Annotated in this window: 20 protein-coding genes; 7 read left to right on the top strand and 13 right to left on the bottom strand. The window is 39.2% G+C overall.

All coding sequences use genetic code 11. The features are described 5' to 3' along the window. Window positions 1–45: 45 nt before the first annotated feature. Window positions 46–846, bottom strand: a complete 801-nt coding sequence (gene pdsO, locus FPK91_RS01490) for a sortase-associated OmpA-like protein PdsO (protein ID WP_193559176.1) — start codon at window positions 844–846, stop codon at window positions 46–48. A gap of 60 nt (window positions 847–906) precedes the next feature. Here pdsO and FPK91_RS21160 point away from each other — a divergent pair, with 60 nt between their 5' ends. The 4 genes from FPK91_RS21160 (at window position 907) to FPK91_RS01475 (ending at window position 5,196) form a co-directional block, all read left to right on the top strand. Beyond that, window positions 907–1,032 carry a hypothetical protein gene (locus FPK91_RS21160; protein WP_264371776.1) on the top strand — a complete coding sequence of 42 codons (126 nt, stop codon included), beginning with the start codon at window positions 907–909 and terminating at the stop codon, window positions 1,030–1,032. A gap of 31 nt (window positions 1,033–1,063) precedes the next feature. Continuing rightward, window positions 1,064–1,756: a proteobacterial dedicated sortase system response regulator gene (gene pdsR / locus FPK91_RS01485; protein ID WP_144207000.1), complete on the top strand. Its 693-nt coding sequence runs from the start codon at window positions 1,064–1,066 to the stop codon at window positions 1,754–1,756. Then, window positions 1,756–3,921, top strand: coding sequence for a proteobacterial dedicated sortase system histidine kinase (gene pdsS, locus FPK91_RS01480; protein WP_144206998.1), 2,166 nt, complete (start codon window positions 1,756–1,758; stop codon window positions 3,919–3,921). Before pdsR ends, pdsS begins: the two co-directional genes overlap by 1 nt. A 78-nt stretch (window positions 3,922–3,999) precedes the next feature. After that, window positions 4,000–5,196, top strand: coding sequence for a cystathionine beta-lyase (locus FPK91_RS01475; protein WP_144206996.1), 1,197 nt, complete (start codon window positions 4,000–4,002; stop codon window positions 5,194–5,196). 138 nt (window positions 5,197–5,334) lie between these two features. Here FPK91_RS01475 and FPK91_RS01470 read toward each other — a convergent pair whose 3' ends face one another. Beyond that, a complete protein-coding gene (locus FPK91_RS01470; RefSeq protein ID WP_144206994.1) occupies window positions 5,335–5,949 on the bottom strand; it encodes a hypothetical protein in 615 nt (204 codons plus the stop codon). Window positions 5,950–6,468: 519 nt separating this feature from the next. On the opposite strand from FPK91_RS01470, the gene FPK91_RS01465 reads away from it, so the two are divergent. Continuing rightward, window positions 6,469–7,566: a GGDEF domain-containing protein gene (locus tag FPK91_RS01465; protein WP_144206992.1), complete on the top strand. Its 1,098-nt coding sequence runs from the start codon at window positions 6,469–6,471 to the stop codon at window positions 7,564–7,566. A gap of 283 nt (window positions 7,567–7,849) precedes the next feature. On the opposite strand, the gene FPK91_RS01460 is transcribed toward FPK91_RS01465, so the two are convergent. The 6 genes from FPK91_RS01460 to trhO all read right to left on the bottom strand — a co-directional run bounded on the left by FPK91_RS01460 (window position 7,850) and on the right by trhO (window position 14,350). Continuing rightward, entirely contained in the window at window positions 7,850–9,055 is a 1,206-nt protein-coding gene (locus FPK91_RS01460; protein WP_144206990.1) for a NupC/NupG family nucleoside CNT transporter, read from the bottom strand. Window positions 9,056–9,295: 240 nt separating this feature from the next. Beyond that, on the bottom strand, window positions 9,296–10,237 hold the full coding sequence (locus FPK91_RS01455) for a LysR family transcriptional regulator (protein ID WP_144206988.1): 942 nt from the start codon (window positions 10,235–10,237) through the stop codon (window positions 9,296–9,298). Window positions 10,238–10,614: 377 nt separating this feature from the next. Further along, on the bottom strand, window positions 10,615–11,097 hold the full coding sequence (locus tag FPK91_RS01450) for a zinc ribbon domain-containing protein (RefSeq protein ID WP_144206986.1): 483 nt from the start codon (window positions 11,095–11,097) through the stop codon (window positions 10,615–10,617). A gap of 78 nt (window positions 11,098–11,175) precedes the next feature. Continuing rightward, a complete protein-coding gene (locus tag FPK91_RS01445) occupies window positions 11,176–11,598 on the bottom strand; it encodes a CreA family protein (protein ID WP_144214073.1) in 423 nt (140 codons plus the stop codon). Between the two features lie 179 nt (window positions 11,599–11,777). Continuing rightward, window positions 11,778–13,142 (bottom strand): molecular chaperone, encoded by a 1,365-nt coding sequence (yegD, locus tag FPK91_RS01440; protein WP_144206984.1) that lies wholly within the window; start codon window positions 13,140–13,142, stop codon window positions 11,778–11,780. A gap of 227 nt (window positions 13,143–13,369) precedes the next feature. Then, a complete protein-coding gene (gene trhO, locus FPK91_RS01435; protein ID WP_144206982.1) occupies window positions 13,370–14,350 on the bottom strand; it encodes an oxygen-dependent tRNA uridine(34) hydroxylase TrhO in 981 nt (326 codons plus the stop codon). 266 nt (window positions 14,351–14,616) lie between these two features. Here trhO and FPK91_RS01430 point away from each other — a divergent pair, with 266 nt between their 5' ends. Both FPK91_RS01430 and FPK91_RS01425 read left to right on the top strand, forming a co-directional pair. Next, on the top strand, window positions 14,617–15,306 hold the full coding sequence (locus FPK91_RS01430; protein ID WP_144206980.1) for a glutathione S-transferase: 690 nt from the start codon (window positions 14,617–14,619) through the stop codon (window positions 15,304–15,306). Between the two features lie 201 nt (window positions 15,307–15,507). Beyond that, a complete protein-coding gene (locus tag FPK91_RS01425) occupies window positions 15,508–15,714 on the top strand; it encodes a hypothetical protein (protein ID WP_144206978.1) in 207 nt (68 codons plus the stop codon). An 89-nt stretch (window positions 15,715–15,803) separates the two neighbouring features. Here FPK91_RS01425 and FPK91_RS01420 read toward each other — a convergent pair whose 3' ends face one another. The 5 genes from FPK91_RS01420 to pnuC all read right to left on the bottom strand — a co-directional run bounded on the left by FPK91_RS01420 (window position 15,804) and on the right by pnuC (window position 20,036). Further along, on the bottom strand, window positions 15,804–16,355 hold the full coding sequence (locus tag FPK91_RS01420) for an NAD(P)H nitroreductase (RefSeq protein WP_144206976.1): 552 nt from the start codon (window positions 16,353–16,355) through the stop codon (window positions 15,804–15,806). 202 nt (window positions 16,356–16,557) lie between these two features. Then, window positions 16,558–17,145: an HvfX family Cu-binding RiPP maturation protein gene (locus FPK91_RS01415; RefSeq protein ID WP_144206974.1), complete on the bottom strand. Its 588-nt coding sequence runs from the start codon at window positions 17,143–17,145 to the stop codon at window positions 16,558–16,560. Between the two features lie 78 nt (window positions 17,146–17,223). Then, window positions 17,224–18,072, bottom strand: coding sequence for a DUF6279 family lipoprotein (locus tag FPK91_RS01410; RefSeq protein ID WP_144206972.1), 849 nt, complete (start codon window positions 18,070–18,072; stop codon window positions 17,224–17,226). A gap of 74 nt (window positions 18,073–18,146) precedes the next feature. After that, on the bottom strand, window positions 18,147–19,364 hold the full coding sequence (locus FPK91_RS01405; RefSeq protein ID WP_144206970.1) for a phosphotransferase family protein: 1,218 nt from the start codon (window positions 19,362–19,364) through the stop codon (window positions 18,147–18,149). Window positions 19,365–19,373: 9 nt separating this feature from the next. Beyond that, window positions 19,374–20,036 (bottom strand): nicotinamide riboside transporter PnuC, encoded by a 663-nt coding sequence (gene pnuC, locus FPK91_RS01400; RefSeq protein ID WP_144206968.1) that lies wholly within the window; start codon window positions 20,034–20,036, stop codon window positions 19,374–19,376. Window positions 20,037–20,076: the final 40 nt, after the last annotated feature.

Raw genomic sequence — 20,076 nt, 5'->3', positions numbered from 1 at the left:
ACGAGTAATCAACAACTAAAGATTTACGCTGAAATTATCGTCATTTTAGTTAGCGGCTAATGCTTCGCCGACTGGCATAATTTTTAACGTGACACGGCGATCAAAGAAGTCATTTTCAAAGTTTTGTTGCTCGTTTAAAGGTGCTGTCGCACCGTAAGCTTTGGCATGTAAACGTTCATCTGATATCCCCTGACCAACGAGATAATTGGTCACTTCAATCAAACGCTGTTCAGATAACGCTTGGTTAAATTTACTGTCACCTCTTCTATCTGCATAACCGGTTAAATCCAGCATCAATTCAGGTGATAACGCCATAACATAGGCCACATCATCTAACTGCTGTGCGAAATGCGGCTCGATGGTAGATGACCCTGTTTTGAACTGGACATTGAGCCCAATAGCAAGCTCTTGCATTTTTTGCTCTTGAGATTGACGTAAATCGGATAATTGGGTTTGCACCTGCAAATATTCGTCCGTTACCTCTGCTAAAGACTGCTGCTTTTCATGAAGTGCTGTTAGTTCATAAGTTTGAATTTCTATGGCTTGTTGTTGCTCAGCTAACAATTCATTTTGCGTTTCAATTTCTGAATCATCACCGACTGTTTTACCAATAAGTACACCAACAAATGCCCCTACTATCGCCCCGACAGGGCCGCCAACAACGGCACCTAAAACAGCACCAGACGACAAACCGACTAACTCTTCTGTATGCTCTCTTTCATCCACTGTTTGCGCTAAAACCTCAGATGAGTTAATACCTGAGTCCATTTCTTCAGCATGTAAATTAGGGATGTTAGCCAAAGATAAGCTGCTAATTACTGCGATTGAGATTAATTGCTTTTTCATGATGTTTTCCTTTAGTTCATATTGATAATCAAATTTGAATGAAGTGTGTTTGCTCATTCGATGGAACTATTAAACAGCAATGAAATGGCAATGAAGGGGCACAAAAATGGCAATGCAGCGATGAAATGTGGCAACAATATGGCAATTGCTAAAGCACGCTCTTTTGATGATAAAAATAAGGTATAGTCAGCCTATAAGATCAAATAAAGATGTTGATATGAAAAGAATTGCAATTGTTGAAGACGAAGTCGCGATAAGAGAAAACTACAAAGAATTACTGCAACAACAAGGTTATAGCGTACAAGGTTACGCAAACCGCCCTGCTGCTATGCTAGCCTTTAATGCCCGTTTACCTGACTTAGCGATTATTGATATCGGACTTGAAGCTGAAATTGATGGTGGCTTTACCCTTTGTCAATCACTGCGTTCGATGTCTAGCAGCTTACCTATAATCTTTTTAACCGCCCGAGACAGTGACTTTGATACTGTCTGTGGTCTACGTTTAGGTGCTGATGACTATTTATCAAAAGATGTTAGCTTTCCACACTTAATTGCCCGAATTGCAGCACTATTTAGACGCTCTGAACTTATTGGCGCGGCAACCGTTGAAGATAACCTCATTGAACATGGCAAGCTCACCATTGATGGCAACCGTATTCAGGTATATTGGCAGCAACAGCCAATTGAACTAACTGTGACAGAGTTTTGGATGGTTCACGCGATGGCAAAACATCCTGGTCATGTACGTAGTCGCCAAGACTTAATGAAAGAAGCAAAAATATTTGTTGATGACAGCACTATTACTTCCCATGTAAAACGTATACGTAAGAAGTTTTTGAGCAGCGATAAAGAGTTTAATTGCATCGATACCGTTTATGGCATGGGTTATCGCTGGGACAGTGTGAGTTAATGTTTAATATTCCCATAGGCCTGCGCGCCAAAGTCGTTATTTTGTCGCTATTTTTACTGTGCTTACCATGGCTTGGTTATGAATATGTGTGGGAAATGGAAAAATACCTACGTCATGGTCAAGAAAAGACCCTTGTAGGCACCACCCAAGCATTGGCAACTGCGCTGCATGAACGCCCCAAATTGTTTAATCATCAAGCCAGCTTTTTAAGCCAAGTAGAAAAAGGCCGTGACCTTTATGCTTACCCGCTTTCAGGGCCTATTCAGCTTGACGGCAAACTTGAAGATTGGCAGCAGTATCAACATCGAATGATTAACTATGGCGGCGACCACGTCATTTTTAATCGTAATGAAAATCAACCGGTAGATATTCACTTTAGCCACATGGTGGGCAAATATGCCGGCTATTTATATGGTTCTTTTGAAGTATTTGATAAACACTTGGTTTATCGTAGTAAAAACAGTTTGCGAGTGGATAAAAACGATCACCTAGTGATTGCGACTCAGTCACCAGATGGGCAATTTCGGCGCTACATTGTTGCCAACACTCAAGATGGCTGGCTCAGCGCCTTTGAACTACCACAAGATCCGACCCAATCAATGCCAGTCACACCTGAGATTCGCATTCAAGGTCAGTGGCTCAGCACTGAAAATGGCTACAACATTGAATTTAGAATGCCGCTGAATATGGTCGGCAGTAAACTGGGTTTTGCTATTTACAATGTCGATGACAGCACCACACGTACAGTTAATACCATTATAGGTACGTCCGCCATTGATTCAGTTGCTCACTTGGGCACCGTATTAGTGCCATCACCAGAAATTGAGAACATTATCAAAGGCATGAGCCACAATAGCTCTCGTATTTGGGTGGTGGATAATCATGGCCGCGTATTGGCGAAATCGGGTGACATCCGAGCTAACAACAGTGTCTGGTCTTCCAGCTTAGAAGATACCAGTCAGCAAAGTGCTTGGAGTATCTTTAAAAGCGACTACTTACTGCCGCTTTACTATAAAATCCTCACCAAACCGCCCCAAGATTTTGTGGATTCACTGCAAGACTCAACTGAGCTAAGTGGTAGTCATATCCAACAAGCATTAAATGGTAAACGCGGTTCAACATGGCGCTTAACTCCCGACAGTAAAGCGGTAGTGTTAGCTGCGGCCAGCCCCATTTGGATCGATGACAAAGTTATGGGCGCCGTCATTGCCGAAGAAACTACTCATGGCATTCGAACCCTGCGTAACCGCGCGCTAGAGAAGCTGTTTAATGTCATCATTACCATCATGAGTATGGGCACCTTGGCGTTATTTATTTTTGCTTCAAGTATTTCAAGCCGTATTCGCAAGCTCAGAGATCAATCAGAACAAGCCATTGATAGCCAAGGCCGTGTAAAACAGCAAATCATCCCCTCTAAAACCCGCGATGAGATTGGTGACTTATCACGTAGCTTTGCCAACATTGTTGGGCGTTTAGGGCAATATACTCATTACTTAGAAAACATGTCCTCGCGGTTGTCCCATGAACTGCGTACCCCCGTTGCTGTTGTACGCTCGTCTCTTGAGCATTTGAGTCTACAAAAACTTGAGCCTGCCAGCGAAAAATACGTTGCTCGCGCGCAAGAAGGCGTAAGTCGTTTGCATCTAATCTTAAATAATTTAAGTGAAGCAACCCGTTTAGAAGCTAGCCTATCCCATGTAGAGCAAACCCATTTCTCATTAACCGAAGTGGTTGGCGGCTGTATGCAAGGTTATCAATATACTTATCCTGAAAATCAATTTTCGGTTGCAATTGATGATGGCGACATGACCATGTTTGGCGTGCCTGAATACATCGCACAGCTCATGGATAAACTGATTAATAACGCCATTGAGTTCAGCACTGATAATCCTATTAGGCTGACACTTAAACGCACAGGAAAAACAGCCATAATTGAACTAGCTAATCAAGGGCCATTACTGCCATCAGATATGTCAGCGCAAATTTTTGAATCTATGGTGTCGATACGCTCCCAAGGGGTTCAAACTAAACCCCATTTAGGTTTGGGTTTATATATCGCCAGATTAATCATCGAATTCCATCAAGGCGTGATTAAAGCTGAAAATTTATCCGATAACAGTGGGGTTAAATTCGTGCTGACCTTACCGTTAGATGAATTAAAATAACCTTTATTTTAGCCGTATAGATGTTAGGATGGCTAAAAGCAAATTCATAACACCGTAGTACCAGTTGGGAATGAATCTATGAGCAATCAGCAAGACAAATTAGCCACTCAAATTGTTAGTGTCGGCAGAGAAAAGAAATACACCAAAGGGATTATAAACCCGCCCGTTTTTCGCGCTTCAACCGTGGTTTTTGACACCATGGATGAAATGCGTTTTGCCATCAAAAACAAAACCAATGGCGAAATGTTTTATGGCCGCCGTGGCACTCCAACTCACTTCTCATTTCAACAAGCCATCAGTGAACTTGAAGGTGGCGCTGGCACCGCATTATATCCATCAGGATCAGGTGCCATCAGTGGGGCGTTATTATCATTTCTAAAAAGTGGCGATCATTTATTAATGGTCGACAGTGCATACGAACCCACTCGCGATTTATGTAATAAGCTGTTAGCTGGCTTTGGCATTGAAACCACCTACTACGACCCTCTTATCGGTGCAGGCATTAAAGACCTAATAAAACCTAACACCAAAGTGTTGTTTCTAGAGTCTCCAGGTTCTATCACCATGGAAATCCAAGATGTCCCTACTTTAAGTCGAATCGCCCATGAACATGATGTGGTGGTAATGCTCGATAATACTTGGGCTTCACCTATCAATTGCCGTCCATTTGAAATGGGCGTCGATATTTCAATTCAAGCCGCAACCAAATACATTGTTGGCCACTCAGATGTGATGATGGGCACAGCAACAGCTAATGAAGCTTGCTGGGCACAACTGCGTGAAAACAGTTACATCATGGGTCAAACAACCTCACCAGATGATGTCTATCTTGCCGCTAGGGGTTTACGTACTTTAGGTGTGAGATTAGCGCAGCATGATAAAAATGCCTTAAAGGTTGCTAATTGGTTAGCCACAAGACCTGAAGTTGATCATATGCGACACCCCGCTTTTGATACTTGTCCTGGTCATGAGTTTTTCAAGCGAGATTTTAGCGGCGGTAATGGCTTATTCTCATTCGTACTCAAACAAGGCAACCTCGCCTCAGTGACGGCATTTGTTGAAAACATGCGTCATTTCAAAATGGGCTTTTCTTGGGGCGGTTATGAGAGTTTAATCCTTGGGGTGTTTGGCATTGATAAGCTAAGAACAGCAACCCGTTGGGATGCCAGCAAGCCACTAATTCGATTACATATTGGCCTTGAAGATCCTGATGATCTTATTGCTGACTTAACTGCAGCATTTGAGCGTTATAACGCTGTTGAATCAAAGCGCTAATAGTTGAAAAGAATCTCGTTAAAATATAAGGTTAACGATAATAAAAAGGCCGAGTATATTTTTATACTTGGCCTTTTTTGACGCTTTATATTTTACATCTTCCCGATGTCAGATAATAACTTTACTATCTTGCGATGCTTAACAATTTAATGGGGTTATCCCGATATACTTTACGTGCTTAAACCTTATTGGTTTTAAATCACTAGATATGCCATTAATGATTAAAGAAGGAAAAGACACACTGAAATCGGTTAAATAAGTGTCGACCTCTTTAGTGGATATGCTTATAGATGCGCCGAAATTGTACTTTCTATCTTTGAACCAAGTTTCATGGATATATGATTTTCCGATAATCGTAGTCGTTGCAGGAACAAGTAAATTACTATGTTTAAAGTACATACCCAGTTCATGTTGACTGCTAACATTATCAGGTGAGGTATACAGCTCTGTTATTGTTAGCACCCACTGCCTGCTCGTCAAATTATCACTAATGATGACTTCATTACTCACAAATGAGAATTCGACGCTATCAGGCGCCGTGATATTAGCGTAAAGGTAGAAATTGGTATACTTTTCACTTAATTCGTTACGTGACTCTTTACTTGAGCCTTTACTTGAGTTTTTACTTAAATCTGTACTGGAACTTTGTACTGTTATTTCAACACCAGAGGATAATGAAATTGTAATTCGTTCTGCAGGACCAGAGCTACCACACCCCGTTGTTTTCAACTCACCGCCTTCATAGTAGGGCATATGATAATCCCTTGGAATAGGCGCGCAGGAACTTAAGCTGGTGATAAACAGAGCCAAAACACTGTACTTAAACCTCATTTTAATTAGCACTAAATGTTCCTTACAAATCACAGCTTTTGATCAAACTCTAGGGTCAATATCTACCTAAAATACATTCAATTAAACCTATCAACTTAACCTGTTAATGTAAAAGTTTTAACAGGCCATAACCTGACCCATTTCATGCTAGATTTATAGAACTAACTTTCCACGTCTAAAAATGGACTTATCAACCATTAATTTCCGCATCTGAGACTTTAGACTGACCTCAAAACATACATAACAAAACATGCTCAATCTCTAGACAGTTATCAATAAGGGTCCTATGATTAATACAACCATCTAATCTACTGTATTAATGCATTTTTATGTAGATTCAAATAATGATAATTGTGCATAAATAGCTGTCTAAAGTCGGCTAATTTTAAGCAACTGTGTAAATCGTTTACTCTGGATAAATGACGCAGCTCTTGGAGACTTATGTCTACTGTTCACCCAAAACTGATAAAAGATGTCATAGAGCAAACACCTAGAGCAATGGTCGCAATGCTGATTGTTTCTGCTACTTTTTTTTTGATATTTATCAAATTCATTCCATTTACTATTTTGTTAACTTGGTTTTTTTTACAATTATTATTAGCAATGTGCCGATGTTATAATGCAAAAATGTTTGCCCTAAACTTAGAAAAAAAGGACCAAAGTAAACTCAATAGCAATGAAACAATATTTATAGTTTTAAACGTATATCAAGCGTTTATGTGGACGGTCTCATCGGTATTTCTCATTATTTATGCACACCAACCATTTGAGTTTGTGGGTTTTATCCTATCAATTGGCATTGTCACAGCGGCTACATTGTCTATGTCGTCACTCTACCGAGCCTATTTGTTTTTCTTTTTTTCGATGATTACGCCGCAGGTAGCCATTATGCTTTATTATGGCGAATATCAGCATCTGGCCTTATTAGCGTTCATTATCATCTATATTCCTGCAACTATTTTATTATCAAAATCCATGTTAAATAGTCGAATATCTAGCATAGAAGCCCATGATGAGTTAGAAAAAAGTGCCGAAGAATTTCGAAGATTATCAATAATGGACAATCTCACCAATATATATAATAGGCGTTATTTTTTTGAAGTAGCTAAAGGTATAATATCTATGGCATCACGAGAACAAAATAAAGTCTCACTTTTAATGCTTGATATTGATTACTTTAAGGATGTTAATGATCATTATGGTCATCAAGGTGGTGATTTTATTTTAGTAAACCTTACAAATTCTATAGAAAACCTAATGCGAGAAAGTGATATTTTTGCCCGAGTGGGCGGTGAAGAATTTGCCATTTTACTCAATTATACATCACTCAATGGCGCTAAGGTGATTGCTGAAAAAATACGGTCAACGATAGATGAAAAGAACTTTATTTATAACAATACATCAATTGAAATCACTGTCAGTATTGGCATTGCAGAGATAACCGACAGCGTTACTACTATTGATGAATTATACAAAAAAGCAGACGTTCAACTATATTTAGCGAAAGATAATGGTCGAAATAAAGTCTTTCCAGTTTAATTGAGCCACTTCAGATACTTGTCATTTAATAAGTTGTAATTATAAGCACAAATTAAAGACAAGACCTTTTACATTACGACACAAGTGTAAATAGTTAAGTTGCAGCAAGTAATGATAAAGACAAATTTTCAGATATCCTATTCTTCATATATTTTGACACTCCTGTATCTCATAATTTTGTTATGTGCTACACATAATAGGCGTCATTAAAATGTAAATTAATACACAAAAAAAATTCAAGTGTTTTAATAACACTTGAATTTATTATGTACGTAAAAAATCGTTAAAAGGATAAAATCACACCAGCAATTGCAGCGCTCATTAAGTTTGCTAATACACCTGCAGTAATTGCTTTCGCGCCATTTTTAGAAATAAAGCTACGACGCTCAGGTATCATACTTCCTAAACCACCAATCAATATCGCCATGGTTGATATATTCGCAAAACCACAAAGAGCAAATGTCACAATAGCTTGAGAATGTTCACTTAACTGCTCTTTAACTTCCATCAGTTGAATAAAGGCTACAAATTCATTCACAACAACTTTAGTACCGATCAGAGTACCTGCTGTAATCGCTTCGTGCCAAGGAATACCAATTAGCCAGGCCACTGGAGCAAACAAGTAGCCCATAATCAGTCCAAAACTCAACTGAATACCAAACCATGAACCAAAGTGCCCCAACAGGCCATCGAGTAGAGCTATCACACTGATAAAGGCTAATAAGGTCGCGCCTATAGCGACCGCAATTCGTACACCCGACATAGCGCCGTCAGCCATTGCTTCAACAACATTAGCAGCTCTAGGGATCTCGACTTCGGTCTCATCATCTAATTGAGTTTCATCAGCACTTGGCGGAACCAAAATTTTAGCCATTAATAGGCCAGCCGGAGCGGACATAAAGGCTGCAGCAATAAGAAAGTTCATATCGACACCGAGCGAGGCATAACCCACTAATGTGCCACCCGCGACAGAAGCCAAACCACAAGTCATCACTGCGAAAAACTGAGAGTCACTCATTTTTTTTAAGTAAGGTTTAACGACTAAAGGCGCTTCAACCATGCCAACAAAAATATTCGCCGTGGCCGAGAGTGACTCAGCACGCCCCGTACCTAACAGTTTTTGCAAGCCCCCGCCGATAAAGTTGATCACTTTAGTCATAATACCAATATGGTATAGCGCAGAAATAAGTGCAGAGAAGAAAATAATCACGCCCAATACGTTAATCGCGAAAACAAACCCATTGCTGCCATCTGCTAGACTACCGAACATGAAATTAATACCATGCTGGCCATAGCCAATTAGACCCGATACGACTTCTGTGACGCTGTTAAGCGCATTTTGTCCTGCTGGCACATATAAAACTAAAAAAGCAAAGAATATCTGTAAAAGAAACGCCAATGAAACGGTTCTAAAAGGGATATTCTTACGATTAGTTGATAGTAGCCAAGCCGTAACCAGTATGGCAATAATACCTAAAATTGATGTCATTTAACGTCTTCTATTTATATTCAAACAAAGAAAACGCGCATTGTAGGGGTGAGATTCAGAGATGCAAGTGAGGGTTGTTATCACATTGAAAAAATGGGAGTTCTATGTTTACCGGCCATTATCAAGTAATTGATTTAATATGGTTAATTATGAGAAATCACTTTATTATTTCCCTATGGAAATCAAACTTGTTACCAGAGAAACAATCATCTGCCAGTATCAATGAAATAAAAGTGGAAGCTAGTACAAACGAATTGACGACTTTAACGACTTATCCCAATAGGGATACTGTCCTAATCTGTGTTTAAAAAAGTCTATAGCGACCGCGAGCTTTTTAGGTTTGTGCTTTCTGCTTGGATAAACTGCATAAAACGACATTTTCTGACTCGCCTCCCAATCTGGTAGCAATTGAATTAACTCGCCTTTACGAAATTCATCTTTTAACAGATACGTTGCTAGATACGCCACTCCCCACCCTGATATAGCCGCGTTACGAACAGCCTCAGCAAGATCTACCTGATAATTCCCAGTAACATTGACACAAAGTTCTTCATTGTTTTGGCTAAACCGCCAAGTGCTATAATCCCGTTGGCGGCTGTGATAGACCAAGCAATTGTGCGCCAATAAATCTTGAGGAGTATATGGCGTAGAATGTTGAGTCAAGTAGCTAGGGGCTGCGACAAGCACAAATCGGGTATATGTTAATCGTTGCGCAACGTAACCTTCAGGTAATTGTTCCAAATTCGTGATCCAAAGATCGAGACCAACCTCAACCATATCAACGTAATCATCAAATAGACTTACTTCAATTTCCAAAAGGGGATAGGCGGCTCGAAGTTCTTCAATAAGTGGAATAATATGTAAAGTACCAAATGACTGAGCAATACCTATCCTTAAGGCGCCAGAAACTTCATCCCGCTCGCCCTCAATTAAATTTTGCGCATCTTCAACTGCACCAACAATTACAGTACAAGATTGTAAAAACTGTTCTCCTGCAGGCGTTGCTGAAACAGTTCGAGTTGTGCGTTGAACAAGCTTCACATTCAATTCAGCTTCTAACTTCACGATTTGTTTACTTACATGAGATACCGAAACCCCTAATTGCTTAGCGGCAATGGTAAAACTACCGTTTCGAATTAAGTAATAAAAAATTACCATTTGGCTAGCACGTTCTGTTAGCAAATAACCTCCTAGAAAAAGGGACTCCAAACCGAATCTCTTTCTGTTTTAAACTTATCTTTTTGAAATTGATGCTTTATTAAAAGATGGCAGAATTTTATTGAGAAAGCACCTCTTTATCAGACCTGTATATAATTTTATCAATCCACATTTTAAGTACCATGTGAAATGTTCACTGAATAGGAACACAATTATAACTGGTAAGATCGGCGTCTATTTGCATCTATCAATACCGTCATGGCACTGTTCAACATATCGTCGAGACGTACATCAAATCTACAAGCCTTTATTAACAATCAGCTATTAGCAGTGATTATATAATTTTCCTTCTGAATCCAATAAGCCAAGGCTCTCATCAATTAAGATAAGGTTTAAAGTCCTTAATTTGCATTCACAATTGATTGCAGCACTTTACGTAATTGTTCACTGTTCGCTTTCGATAAACCGATTACGACACTAGGCTTTTGACCTCGGGTTTCAATTTCAATGCGATCCCAAATAATGCCGCTACGATAATTAAATCCTGCGATTTTATTCCAAGGAACTTCATCGGCGTTGTTCCATAAACGGAATAAGCCAGGGGCGTTGATACAAATTTTGTCGACATCAGTGGTAATTTCTTGCGGTAATAATCTGAACCGTAATAACACCGATGCGATTAATTCGCCCTTAAACGCCATCGTTAATTCTGTGGTATTAATTGAAATTTGACTGAATAGATAATGACAATGACGGCACACAACGGCATCTTTAGGTAACGAGCTCTGACAATCAGGACAAACATGTTCTGATAGATATTCTAAACAATGACCACACTTGAGTGCGTCAGCATGAAGTTGATGTTTACAATAAGGACAATCCATTTCCCTTCCTCGTTAGCTATTTAGCTCATTTATGTAAGACCTCATTTGAGGTCTTGTTAATGAATTATTCAGCACTCATTATAATGCAGGTTGGCCTTGACGGTATGCTTTAGTGCCCCAAAGTGGCACAGTAGACAAGCTGTGCTTATAACTGCCTGATGTTTCTTTGGTTGAATAAGACACATACATGAGTGTTTGATTTTCCGCATCTAAAATACGTCTAATTTTCATAGTTTTAAAGAAAATACTTTTAGACTTTTTGAAGACTATCTCACCAGAACCAGACTTATCGATCGCCTCAATCATTTGCGGGGTAATTTCACCTGTTTGGCGGCAAGATATTGAAGAGTCAGATGGATCTGAAAAACTTAAATCGGCCTCGATGCTAGCTACATGGCAAGTAACGCCAGTCACAATCGGGTCTACCATTTTATTAAGCTTAATGTCTTTGGTGGTAAACATTCCTAAACTCACCTTACCTACATCGTCACTGCAACTCATGGTTAATAAACTGGTGCTAGCGATAATTAACGCCGCAGTTAATTTTGTTATTTTGCATTTGGTGATTGTTATACTTGAAAAATTCATACTTATCCTTAATCGGTCAATATAGTTAAACGACTGCATTGACCATATTCTGTTCTTAAAAAGTATTGTATCGAGTCGGCTAATATTCAATTCTAGGGTTGAAAAACTTTACCCGCCCAGCGAACTAAGCCGCTAGTCACACTACCAAAATGATCACCGACGACAATTTCCGCGTCGGTGAATTGTGATGAAATACATTGGTGAATAACGGGACTTTTAGCTGTGCCACCTGTCACATACACCACATCAGGATTGACTCCAGCAGCCTCAACAGCTTGATTCATGATATTAATTAGCTTGGTAACGGGTTGATGCACTGCGATTTCGAATGCTTTTTGCGCTACATTAATTCCAAAACCTGTTTCAATAAATGATAAATCGGTATCGAACGCTGACTGTTGTGATAAACCAATTTTGCACTGCTCAGCTTGGCGAACAAATTGATAGCTCATTTGATGTAATCTGAGTGCTTTAAGCCGTTTGATTAACTCAGGTTGCTCGGCATCTTTGACAAGTACATCAATTAATTTTGCCGTAGCCAAGGAGCTAAATTCTCGCTGTGCACTGATATCATTTACCGCGACCCCATTCCAAAACGGTTGGCGCGGTACTGTGAGATTATTTTTGAGTTTAGAACCTAGCCCTAAATGCGGCATAAAGCAGTTCATTGCGACTGCAATATCAAGATCGTTGCCGCCAACACGTTGACCACTGTGGCCTAATACATCATCACTTCGATCGGTTTTATGTTGTAAATTAGGTCCCATTTTTACCATTGAACAATCGGTTGTACCACCGCCAACATCAACAACTAAAACAGTTTTATGGGATGTCATTGACGCTTCGTAATCCATTGCGGCAGCCATTGGCTCGAATAAGAAACTCACTTGCTCAAAACCTGCTCTTTTAGCGGCAGTTTCAAGAATAGCCTGTGCTTGTACATTACTCTTTTCGCCGCCAACCCCCTGGAAGTTTACCGGTCTGCCAATCACAGCTTTAGTAATCGGCTCGTTAATATGCGCTTTAGCGCGAGACATGACTTCAAGCATCATCAAGGTGACGATATCTTCAAATAGCGCGACTTGCTCTACCCTTAAGCCACTGGCACCCAAAAATGATTTTGGCGACCGGACATAGAAACCTTCATCGGGTAATTCTAAGTAAGCATCGATGGCTTCTGCGCCAACAAAAACCACCTGATCTTCTGGGTAGATATGTAAATCGTGCCGTACTAATCTTGCGCGGCTTAATTGCGCGGCTCGCAACTTGCCAAATTCGGGTTTTAGGTCATCTGCAATGCGATGATAAACAGCCTCAGCGATAAGTTCTCTATCCATGGCATATAAGGTCGAAGACAAGAAACAACTGTCACCATTAATTGGTACGAGTGTTACTTTTCCTTCTTGCTCAAAACCCACTGAGCAGTTTGCACTGCCGTAATCAAAACCAATAAACATTAACTTTCAACTCTATATTTCTAAATCAACGCTAAAAATAACATATGCTGATTAATAGATCTTATTCACTTTAGCAATAAACTATCTTTCGCCGTTAAAATCACCAATCTGTTTTAAAATTAATAGTTTTTGTAGTGATCGTCTTTCGAAATACGACCACAAAAAAAGCACCCATATGACGATGGATGCTTTCAATCTAATTTATAAAGTTAGCGTAGTTTACAACATTACTTAGCTTCGTTTTGAGCTTGCTTCAATGTTTCTTTGTGCTGACGTCTTTGTTTAATGACTTGTTTAACATCGCTACCGATATGAGCTTCACCACGTTGCTTAGCTAATTGAACTTGTCTTTCACGTTCAATAAAACGTTGACGCTGCTCATCTGACACACTATCAATACAATGTGGGCAACTAACACCTTGCACAAATGCCTCGGTTTGCATTTCTTCTTGGGTAATAGGCATACGGCATGCGTTACACTGATCGTAAATACCTTTTTCTAAATCGTGATTTACGGCCACACGATTATCAAATACAAAACATTCACCTTCCCAAAGACTTTGCTCTTGCTTCACTTCTTCAAGGTATTTTAAAATGCCACCTTCAAGGTGATAGACCTCTTCGAAGCCCTGCTCTTTAAGATACGCTGTCGATTTTTCACAGCGAATTCCACCAGTACAGAACATAGCCACTTTTTTGTGTTTCGCAGGATCGAGGTTTTCTTTAACGTATTCAGGAAATTCTCTGAAGGTTTCAGTGACTGGGTTGACTGCGTTTTTAAAGGTACCGATTTGAACTTCGTAGTCGTTACGGGTATCAACTAATAACACTTCTGGATCTGAAATCAGCTTGTTCCAATCTTGTGGTTTTACATAGGTGCCTACCACTTCACGAGGATCAATACCTTCAATGCCCATTGTAACGATTTCTTTTTTCAATTTTACTTTCGTGCGGTAAAACGGCATTTCATCATCAAATGATAATTTGCACACGATGTCATTTAAACCTTCTTGCGTTGCCAGCCAAGTCAGTAAGCTATCGATACCCTGCTGCGTACCGGCTACTGTGCCATTAATTCCCTCATTCGCGAGCAATAAGGTACCTTTAATCTCCTGCTGTTCCATATGCGCTAATAAAGGCGCTTTAAGTGATTCAAAATGTGGCAAAGCAACAAACTTGTATAATGCGCAAACGACAACTTGTGACATGAATATCTCCGCTAGCTGGAACTTAATTTCCAGTGCAATTAATAATAAAAAGTAAACTTGGCGACTAAAAAGGTGATACACCTCAAAATGCGGCGCAAAATTGTAACTTAATCACATATTCATAGCTAGTTATAGTGCTAGTTATAGCGTTAATTGTAATAAGTGAAGCCCTTATCATTAGGCCACCACTAAAAATATCTCACACAGTTATTGTAAATAAACATAGAATAACGCCATTCACTTTTCTCACTTTATGATAACAAACTATGTCTTCTGCCATTCTTTATACTTTCAGGCGCTGTCCATACGCCATGCGTGCTCGAATTGGATTACATTTATCCACTTTAAACCCAGAGGTTAGAGAAATCGAGTTACGCAATAAACCTGCAGAAATGATACAGGCTTCCCCTAAAGCCACGGTGCCCGTTTTGATTATTGAAAACCTCGATATCGATAGCTCAAAAGTATTAGAAGAAAGCATCGATGTATTGAAATATTCGCTATTAAATTACTCAGATAAAAATAGTGAATATTTATGCACTGATGAGTACTCGTTATTAATGAAGTCAATAACAGATAACAAAGCCATGGAACTGATTAGTTTAAATGATAACCAATTTAAGCCTTGGCTGGATAAATACAAATATGCCGATCGCTTTTTAGAACAACCTGAAGCGTTTTACCGCGAAAAAGCATGTGAATTTATTGAAGTTTTAGAAACTAAACTAAGCGAAAATAATCAATTAATTACTAGTTCACCGACCATTGCTGATTATGCTATATTTCCATTTGTTAGGCAGTTTGCACATGTGAATAAACCTTGGTTCCAACAAAGCCCGTATGTAAAGGTAAAACAATGGTTAGAACTGCACCTAGAAAGTGAATTATTTAAAGCGGTTATGACAAAATACCCTTTATGGTTAGATATGCCAGAGACGGTTACAAGACTAAAATAACAGCAATTAATCAATAATTGCTTATATAAAATGCGCCATGTCAAACTTTTGTATATTTATTCAAAACTATAATTGATAACAGGCATAAATATACGCTATCTTGTGTCACCTATAAGATGGATTTTATATTGATTTTACTGCTAATTTTCAAAATAGGATTAAGCTTAAATAAGTCTCTTAGTAGTAACCAAGGATGTAGACATGGAACAAATGGATTTGGTGGTTATACTCGTGCTGCTTTTAGCCGTTTTACATATTATGTTTTGCTATCGTGCAATCAACAGCGCGGCTAACATTGATAATATAAAACGCTTTCTTTGGGTTACCATAAGCCTAATTTTAGGGCCTTTGGGATACTACCTGTTTCAAAACTTACTACCTTTAGATTCTTTAGATCCTAGCGATTGAGTTTGTAAACGTCCCCAATAAATTAAACTAAAGGCTCAAAATGAACCTTTAGTTTATATTGATATTCTCATACCACAATCTTCAATTTTTTATTTCAAAAATCGTGCAAATTGACGGCCAGGCTTTAACGCTTTTAGTGGCGCTTTAACTGCTGGCGTACCGACATATAAAAAGCCGACTATCTGATCATCCAGACCTATTCCTAAGCCTTCATTAACAATTGCACTAAACGCAAAGTCGCCAGTTCGCCATACAGCACCTAATCCTAATGAGAATGCAGCTTGTTGCATTGCCATCGTGGCACAACCAGCTGCCAGTTGTTGCTCTAATAGAGGCACTTTGGGATGCTGCTGGCTTTTTGTTACAACAGTAATCACCATTGGAGCTCGGTGAGGCATGCCTTTCACTTTCGTTAAATAAACCTCATCAGCGCCTGTTGATTCTGCAGCCTTAACAAAAATGTCTGCCAAAGTATCTAAACCTGACTCTGTTGCAATAATAAATTCCCACGGCGTTAACGCCCCATGATCCGGCGCTCTTGCGCCCGCATTAAGAATAAAATCTAATTGCTCTTCACTAGGTGCAGGAAGTGTCAGTCGAGGTGTTGATTGGCGAGTAAGTAGTAGTTCTGAAGCGTCCAATTGAATGTCCCTGTCTTTCAATGCGTGAACCCATTAAAACAAAGGTTGCACGAGAATAGTTGAATACAAAATGATATTAACAAAAATCCCACATTAGAGTGGGATTTTTGTATGTAAAATTGAATAATGATTTTGCAGCTCAATTAAACAAAGACTTAAACAATATCTAAGCCTAATTTGACTATTTGATTAGCTTACACGCTTAGCTTAAACGCTTAGAAATGAAGTAATCGACACTGGTATAACGCCCACCGCCTAATACCACTAAAGCAAACAGCATAATTAAATAGGTTATAGCAAACTCAATACCGTTATTTAAAATCACGAAATTACCTGAACTGGTCAGCCATTCATAATTGCCATGTTGTTGTAAAATTGATTTTGCCGCTGCCAGTTTTTCAGCAGACTCGAGAACCTTGTCGTTTGCAAGCCACGAACTCGCATCAGCAATCGCTAACCAGCCATTATTGATATGCACAGCAAATGCTGCGACAAACATAGTAAACATCATCGGAATAGCCACTAATCGAGTAGCCAAACCAATGAGTAATAATGCTCCGCCAAATAGCTCTGTACCTGCTGCTAGCGCTGTCATTACTTCTGGCATAGGTAAGCCTAACCCCCAATCAGGATTACCAAACCACGCGGCGGTATCGCTAAAATGGGAAAGCTTATTGTATCCAGCTTGCATTAACACTGGCGCTAAATAAACTCGCAGCGCAAGTGGCGCTAGGCCTTCGATATGCTTCAGTAAATCTAAAAACTGTTGGTATAGTTTGACCATGGTAATTCCTTTTTATCTCATTATTAAATCACTAGACCTTAATACCAGCAGTTATATTTCATCGCTTTGCATCGTCTTTTACAGCTACTCGTTCATATCTGCTGATAATTCGTTTAAATCGACAATTAATTCAGCCACTTTTTTGTTCAAATGTCGGCGCTGTTTATCAGATAAACTGTTATTGATATCAATCATTAACTGCCCAAACAGTCGTGTGTTTTCATTAGCATTTTCTTGATATATTTCTGATTTTAGCTCGTCTGGTTGGGTCATCAATAAACGCATTCGTTGTTCAAATAATTGATGATCAGAGCGTTGACTTAAGGCTGACTCAAACTGTCTTAACCATTCAAGCCTGTATTCAAGCCACATATCAAGTGTCGCAAGCCGCTGTGCATTAAATAGTTTTATGAGCTGACGTTGTTCAGATGTAACATTACCGAGCCAATCATCAGTCCTATCAACCATTCTTTCATTGGCGTCTTCTAATAACTGTAGTTGAGTTTTGCCTGCGTACTTTGAATTTAATTCAGTGTTGTCAGTATTGAGCTGCTTTATAAACTCTTTAACTTGTTGATCACTGAGGCTAGTTAGGATGGGAAGTAAATCGGGTAACACAAAATCAAAGATACGAAACCAATGCGCTTTGGCGCCAGTAACCTGTTGCTGCCAAATTTCGGTAGTTAAGGTTTGTTGATTCACTGATGTGGAAAGTGCTTGTAATTGTGCACTGTAGCGCAACAATTCTTCTTGTTGATGCCAAATTAAAAACTTATCCAGCAGCTCATCAAACTGGGCTTGTTGTTTAGTATCCAAGGTGACGTACTCTTCCACCCGCCACTCAATCGCCCAGTCTAAAAAGAAGTAACTAAATTTGGTTGAACACCCTGCTAAAAAGATAACAAGTATTATTGGAATCAATGGTTTTTTCAACGACAATTCTCCTATCAACAGCTTAGACTTAAAACTAAATAGTTTTAAAACAACACTATTTTAGAATAATGGCGTTAAGGCACTAAAGATAGGTATTTATTGAATAGGTCAAAATATTGCTGCTGTGGCAATTGTGTATTGGATGCCATCATTAATGCCCAAGCGGCGGCATAAAGCCAAAAGCAATGACTCATTTCCCCAAGAAAACTGCTTGCTGTATCGGTCAAATTAGGATGTTGCTGCAAATACTTTGAGGTAAGTTCATCCGCTTGCTGCTGCGTTAATTGGTGTGTTACAACGACAGCGACTAAATCAAATAATGGATGACTGGCAGCGCAGTATTCAAAATCAATACATTGTAATTGGTCACCATCAAACAAAATATTATAGGGAGATAAATCTCGATGGCAAAATTGTGGATTAACTACACAAGCTTCTAATTGTACAAGCCATTCTTGCATGTCAGAGTGCTTTTGAGTGAGCATATAATAATGACTCAACCAAGTTTTAGCTTTAACATGAGTGCTGCTTGAATCACTTGACTGAATTCTTGATTCAGCCAATAACTGAGACATGGAAGCGGAGATATCCAACAATGACTTAGCGTAGTAATCCCACTGCTCGGTTACGGTAATTTGCTTTGGAGGTAAAGCTAACATCGATAACGGCGATAATAAATCTAATAAGTAGCTGACAGGATCATATTCACCAAATACTGAGGCTTGCGGGCGACTTGGATCTTCAAAGCGATATTCACCATAAAAACCTGCCCATTTAAACTGTCTCGAATGAACAAGTGAATCTAAAGGTGGATAAAAAGCTGTATTAATCGATTCACAGCTTGGAACGAACAGCGATTCATTGATGAATTTACTGAGGTAAAAATGTTTATCATCACTGAGCCAAATGAGTTCAGGTGCTCGATTTATCGCTTCCGTTAATCTCCAGCAAGTGACTTCGTTGCCGCGATCACACCATTGGGCATTATCTTGATTCACTCGTAACACCCAATCACTGTTACTCATAAAGTTACGATCGTTTTTAACTTTTCTGTTGTTTTCAATAGTACTGCAACTCTCAATATTATCCTGAAAGCCATTTTCACTATTGTTATCACTACCGCTTTCGCTATAAGGGGCTGACAAAACAATATGAAAGTTCTGATTGCTCAGCCCATCAGATAGCAAGTTAACTTGATGACATTGTTGATTAATGACTTCTACTAATTTTCTGGGCAGTAATGTTTTTAACACTAGTGGTAAGTACAGCCAAGGATTAAAGTCCGTCATCATTTATCCGTCTTAACTCGCAACCGCTAGGTCATGATAGCTTGATGTTTGTTGCATTTTCTTACGCCACATGAAGTAGCCACTTAATGCCATAAACACATACAAGATGAATAAACCAGATGTGAGCATTAGGCCTTTTTGGAAATATAAGTAGATAGATACAAAGTCTATTACTACCCAATACAGCCAATTTTCTAATACTTTTTTAGCCACTAAATAGGTAGTCATTATCGCAAAGCAAGTGGTTAATGCATCGATATAGGGGAAAGAGGCAGTAGTTTTTGTGGCCATGAAGTATCCCACGATTAGCGAGACTACAGTTGTAAAACCAATGAGCAGTAAATGAGTCTTAAGCGACCAACTGGTAATGACTAATTCATTGCCAGCACTATCTGTGCTGTTAGTCTGATGGGTTGAGCGCCATAACCAAAAACCATAAATAGCCATCGCCATGTAATACACATTAAGCACCGACTCCATCAATAATGATACTTTCCAAAACAACACCGTATAAATTGCCGTACTCGCAAATGCGGCAGCCCAACACCAAATGTTGGTTTTCATAGCTAATAGCAAATAAGCCATTGCAAGAATCACTGCGACGGCTTCCCAGCCTGTCATGACAGAGGCTTCCGTGATGGCAATTTGAACGGATTGAATAATCTCAGATAACATAATGATGGCTACTATGATTTTGAATGTATGTGAATGGTTA

The organism is Shewanella donghaensis, assembly GCF_007567505.1.
GTDB classification, from domain to species: domain Bacteria; phylum Pseudomonadota; class Gammaproteobacteria; order Enterobacterales; family Shewanellaceae; genus Shewanella; species Shewanella donghaensis.
The sequence above is the reverse complement of the archived record's forward strand: the minus strand, read 5'-3'. Positions and strand labels throughout refer to the sequence as shown.

Coding starts and splice junctions, on each gene's coding strand:
- FPK91_RS01450 (WP_144206986.1), bottom strand. CDS start 11,097: ATGGATTGTCCTTATTGTAAACATCAACTTCATGCTGACGCACTCAAG.
- pdsR (WP_144207000.1), top strand. CDS start 1,064: ATGAAAAGAATTGCAATTGTTGAAGACGAAGTCGCGATAAGAGAAAAC.
- pdsS (WP_144206998.1), top strand. CDS start 1,756: ATGTTTAATATTCCCATAGGCCTGCGCGCCAAAGTCGTTATTTTGTCG.
- FPK91_RS01430 (WP_144206980.1), top strand. CDS start 14,617: ATGTCTTCTGCCATTCTTTATACTTTCAGGCGCTGTCCATACGCCATG.
- FPK91_RS01475 (WP_144206996.1), top strand. CDS start 4,000: ATGAGCAATCAGCAAGACAAATTAGCCACTCAAATTGTTAGTGTCGGC.
- trhO (WP_144206982.1), bottom strand. CDS start 14,350: ATGTCACAAGTTGTCGTTTGCGCATTATACAAGTTTGTTGCTTTGCCA.
- pdsO (WP_193559176.1), bottom strand. CDS start 846: ATGAAAAAGCAATTAATCTCAATCGCAGTAATTAGCAGCTTATCTTTG.
- FPK91_RS21160 (WP_264371776.1), top strand. CDS start 907: ATGGAACTATTAAACAGCAATGAAATGGCAATGAAGGGGCACAAAAAT.
- FPK91_RS01465 (WP_144206992.1), top strand. CDS start 6,469: ATGTCTACTGTTCACCCAAAACTGATAAAAGATGTCATAGAGCAAACA.
- FPK91_RS01470 (WP_144206994.1), bottom strand. CDS start 5,949: ATGCCCTACTATGAAGGCGGTGAGTTGAAAACAACGGGGTGTGGTAGC.
- FPK91_RS01425 (WP_144206978.1), top strand. CDS start 15,508: ATGGAACAAATGGATTTGGTGGTTATACTCGTGCTGCTTTTAGCCGTT.
- pnuC (WP_144206968.1), bottom strand. CDS start 20,036: ATGTTATCTGAGATTATTCAATCCGTTCAAATTGCCATCACGGAAGCC.
- yegD (WP_144206984.1), bottom strand. CDS start 13,142: ATGTTTATTGGTTTTGATTACGGCAGTGCAAACTGCTCAGTGGGTTTT.
- FPK91_RS01405 (WP_144206970.1), bottom strand. CDS start 19,364: ATGATGACGGACTTTAATCCTTGGCTGTACTTACCACTAGTGTTAAAA.
- FPK91_RS01460 (WP_144206990.1), bottom strand. CDS start 9,055: ATGACATCAATTTTAGGTATTATTGCCATACTGGTTACGGCTTGGCTA.
- FPK91_RS01445 (WP_144214073.1), bottom strand. CDS start 11,598: ATGAGTTGCAGTGACGATGTAGGTAAGGTGAGTTTAGGAATGTTTACC.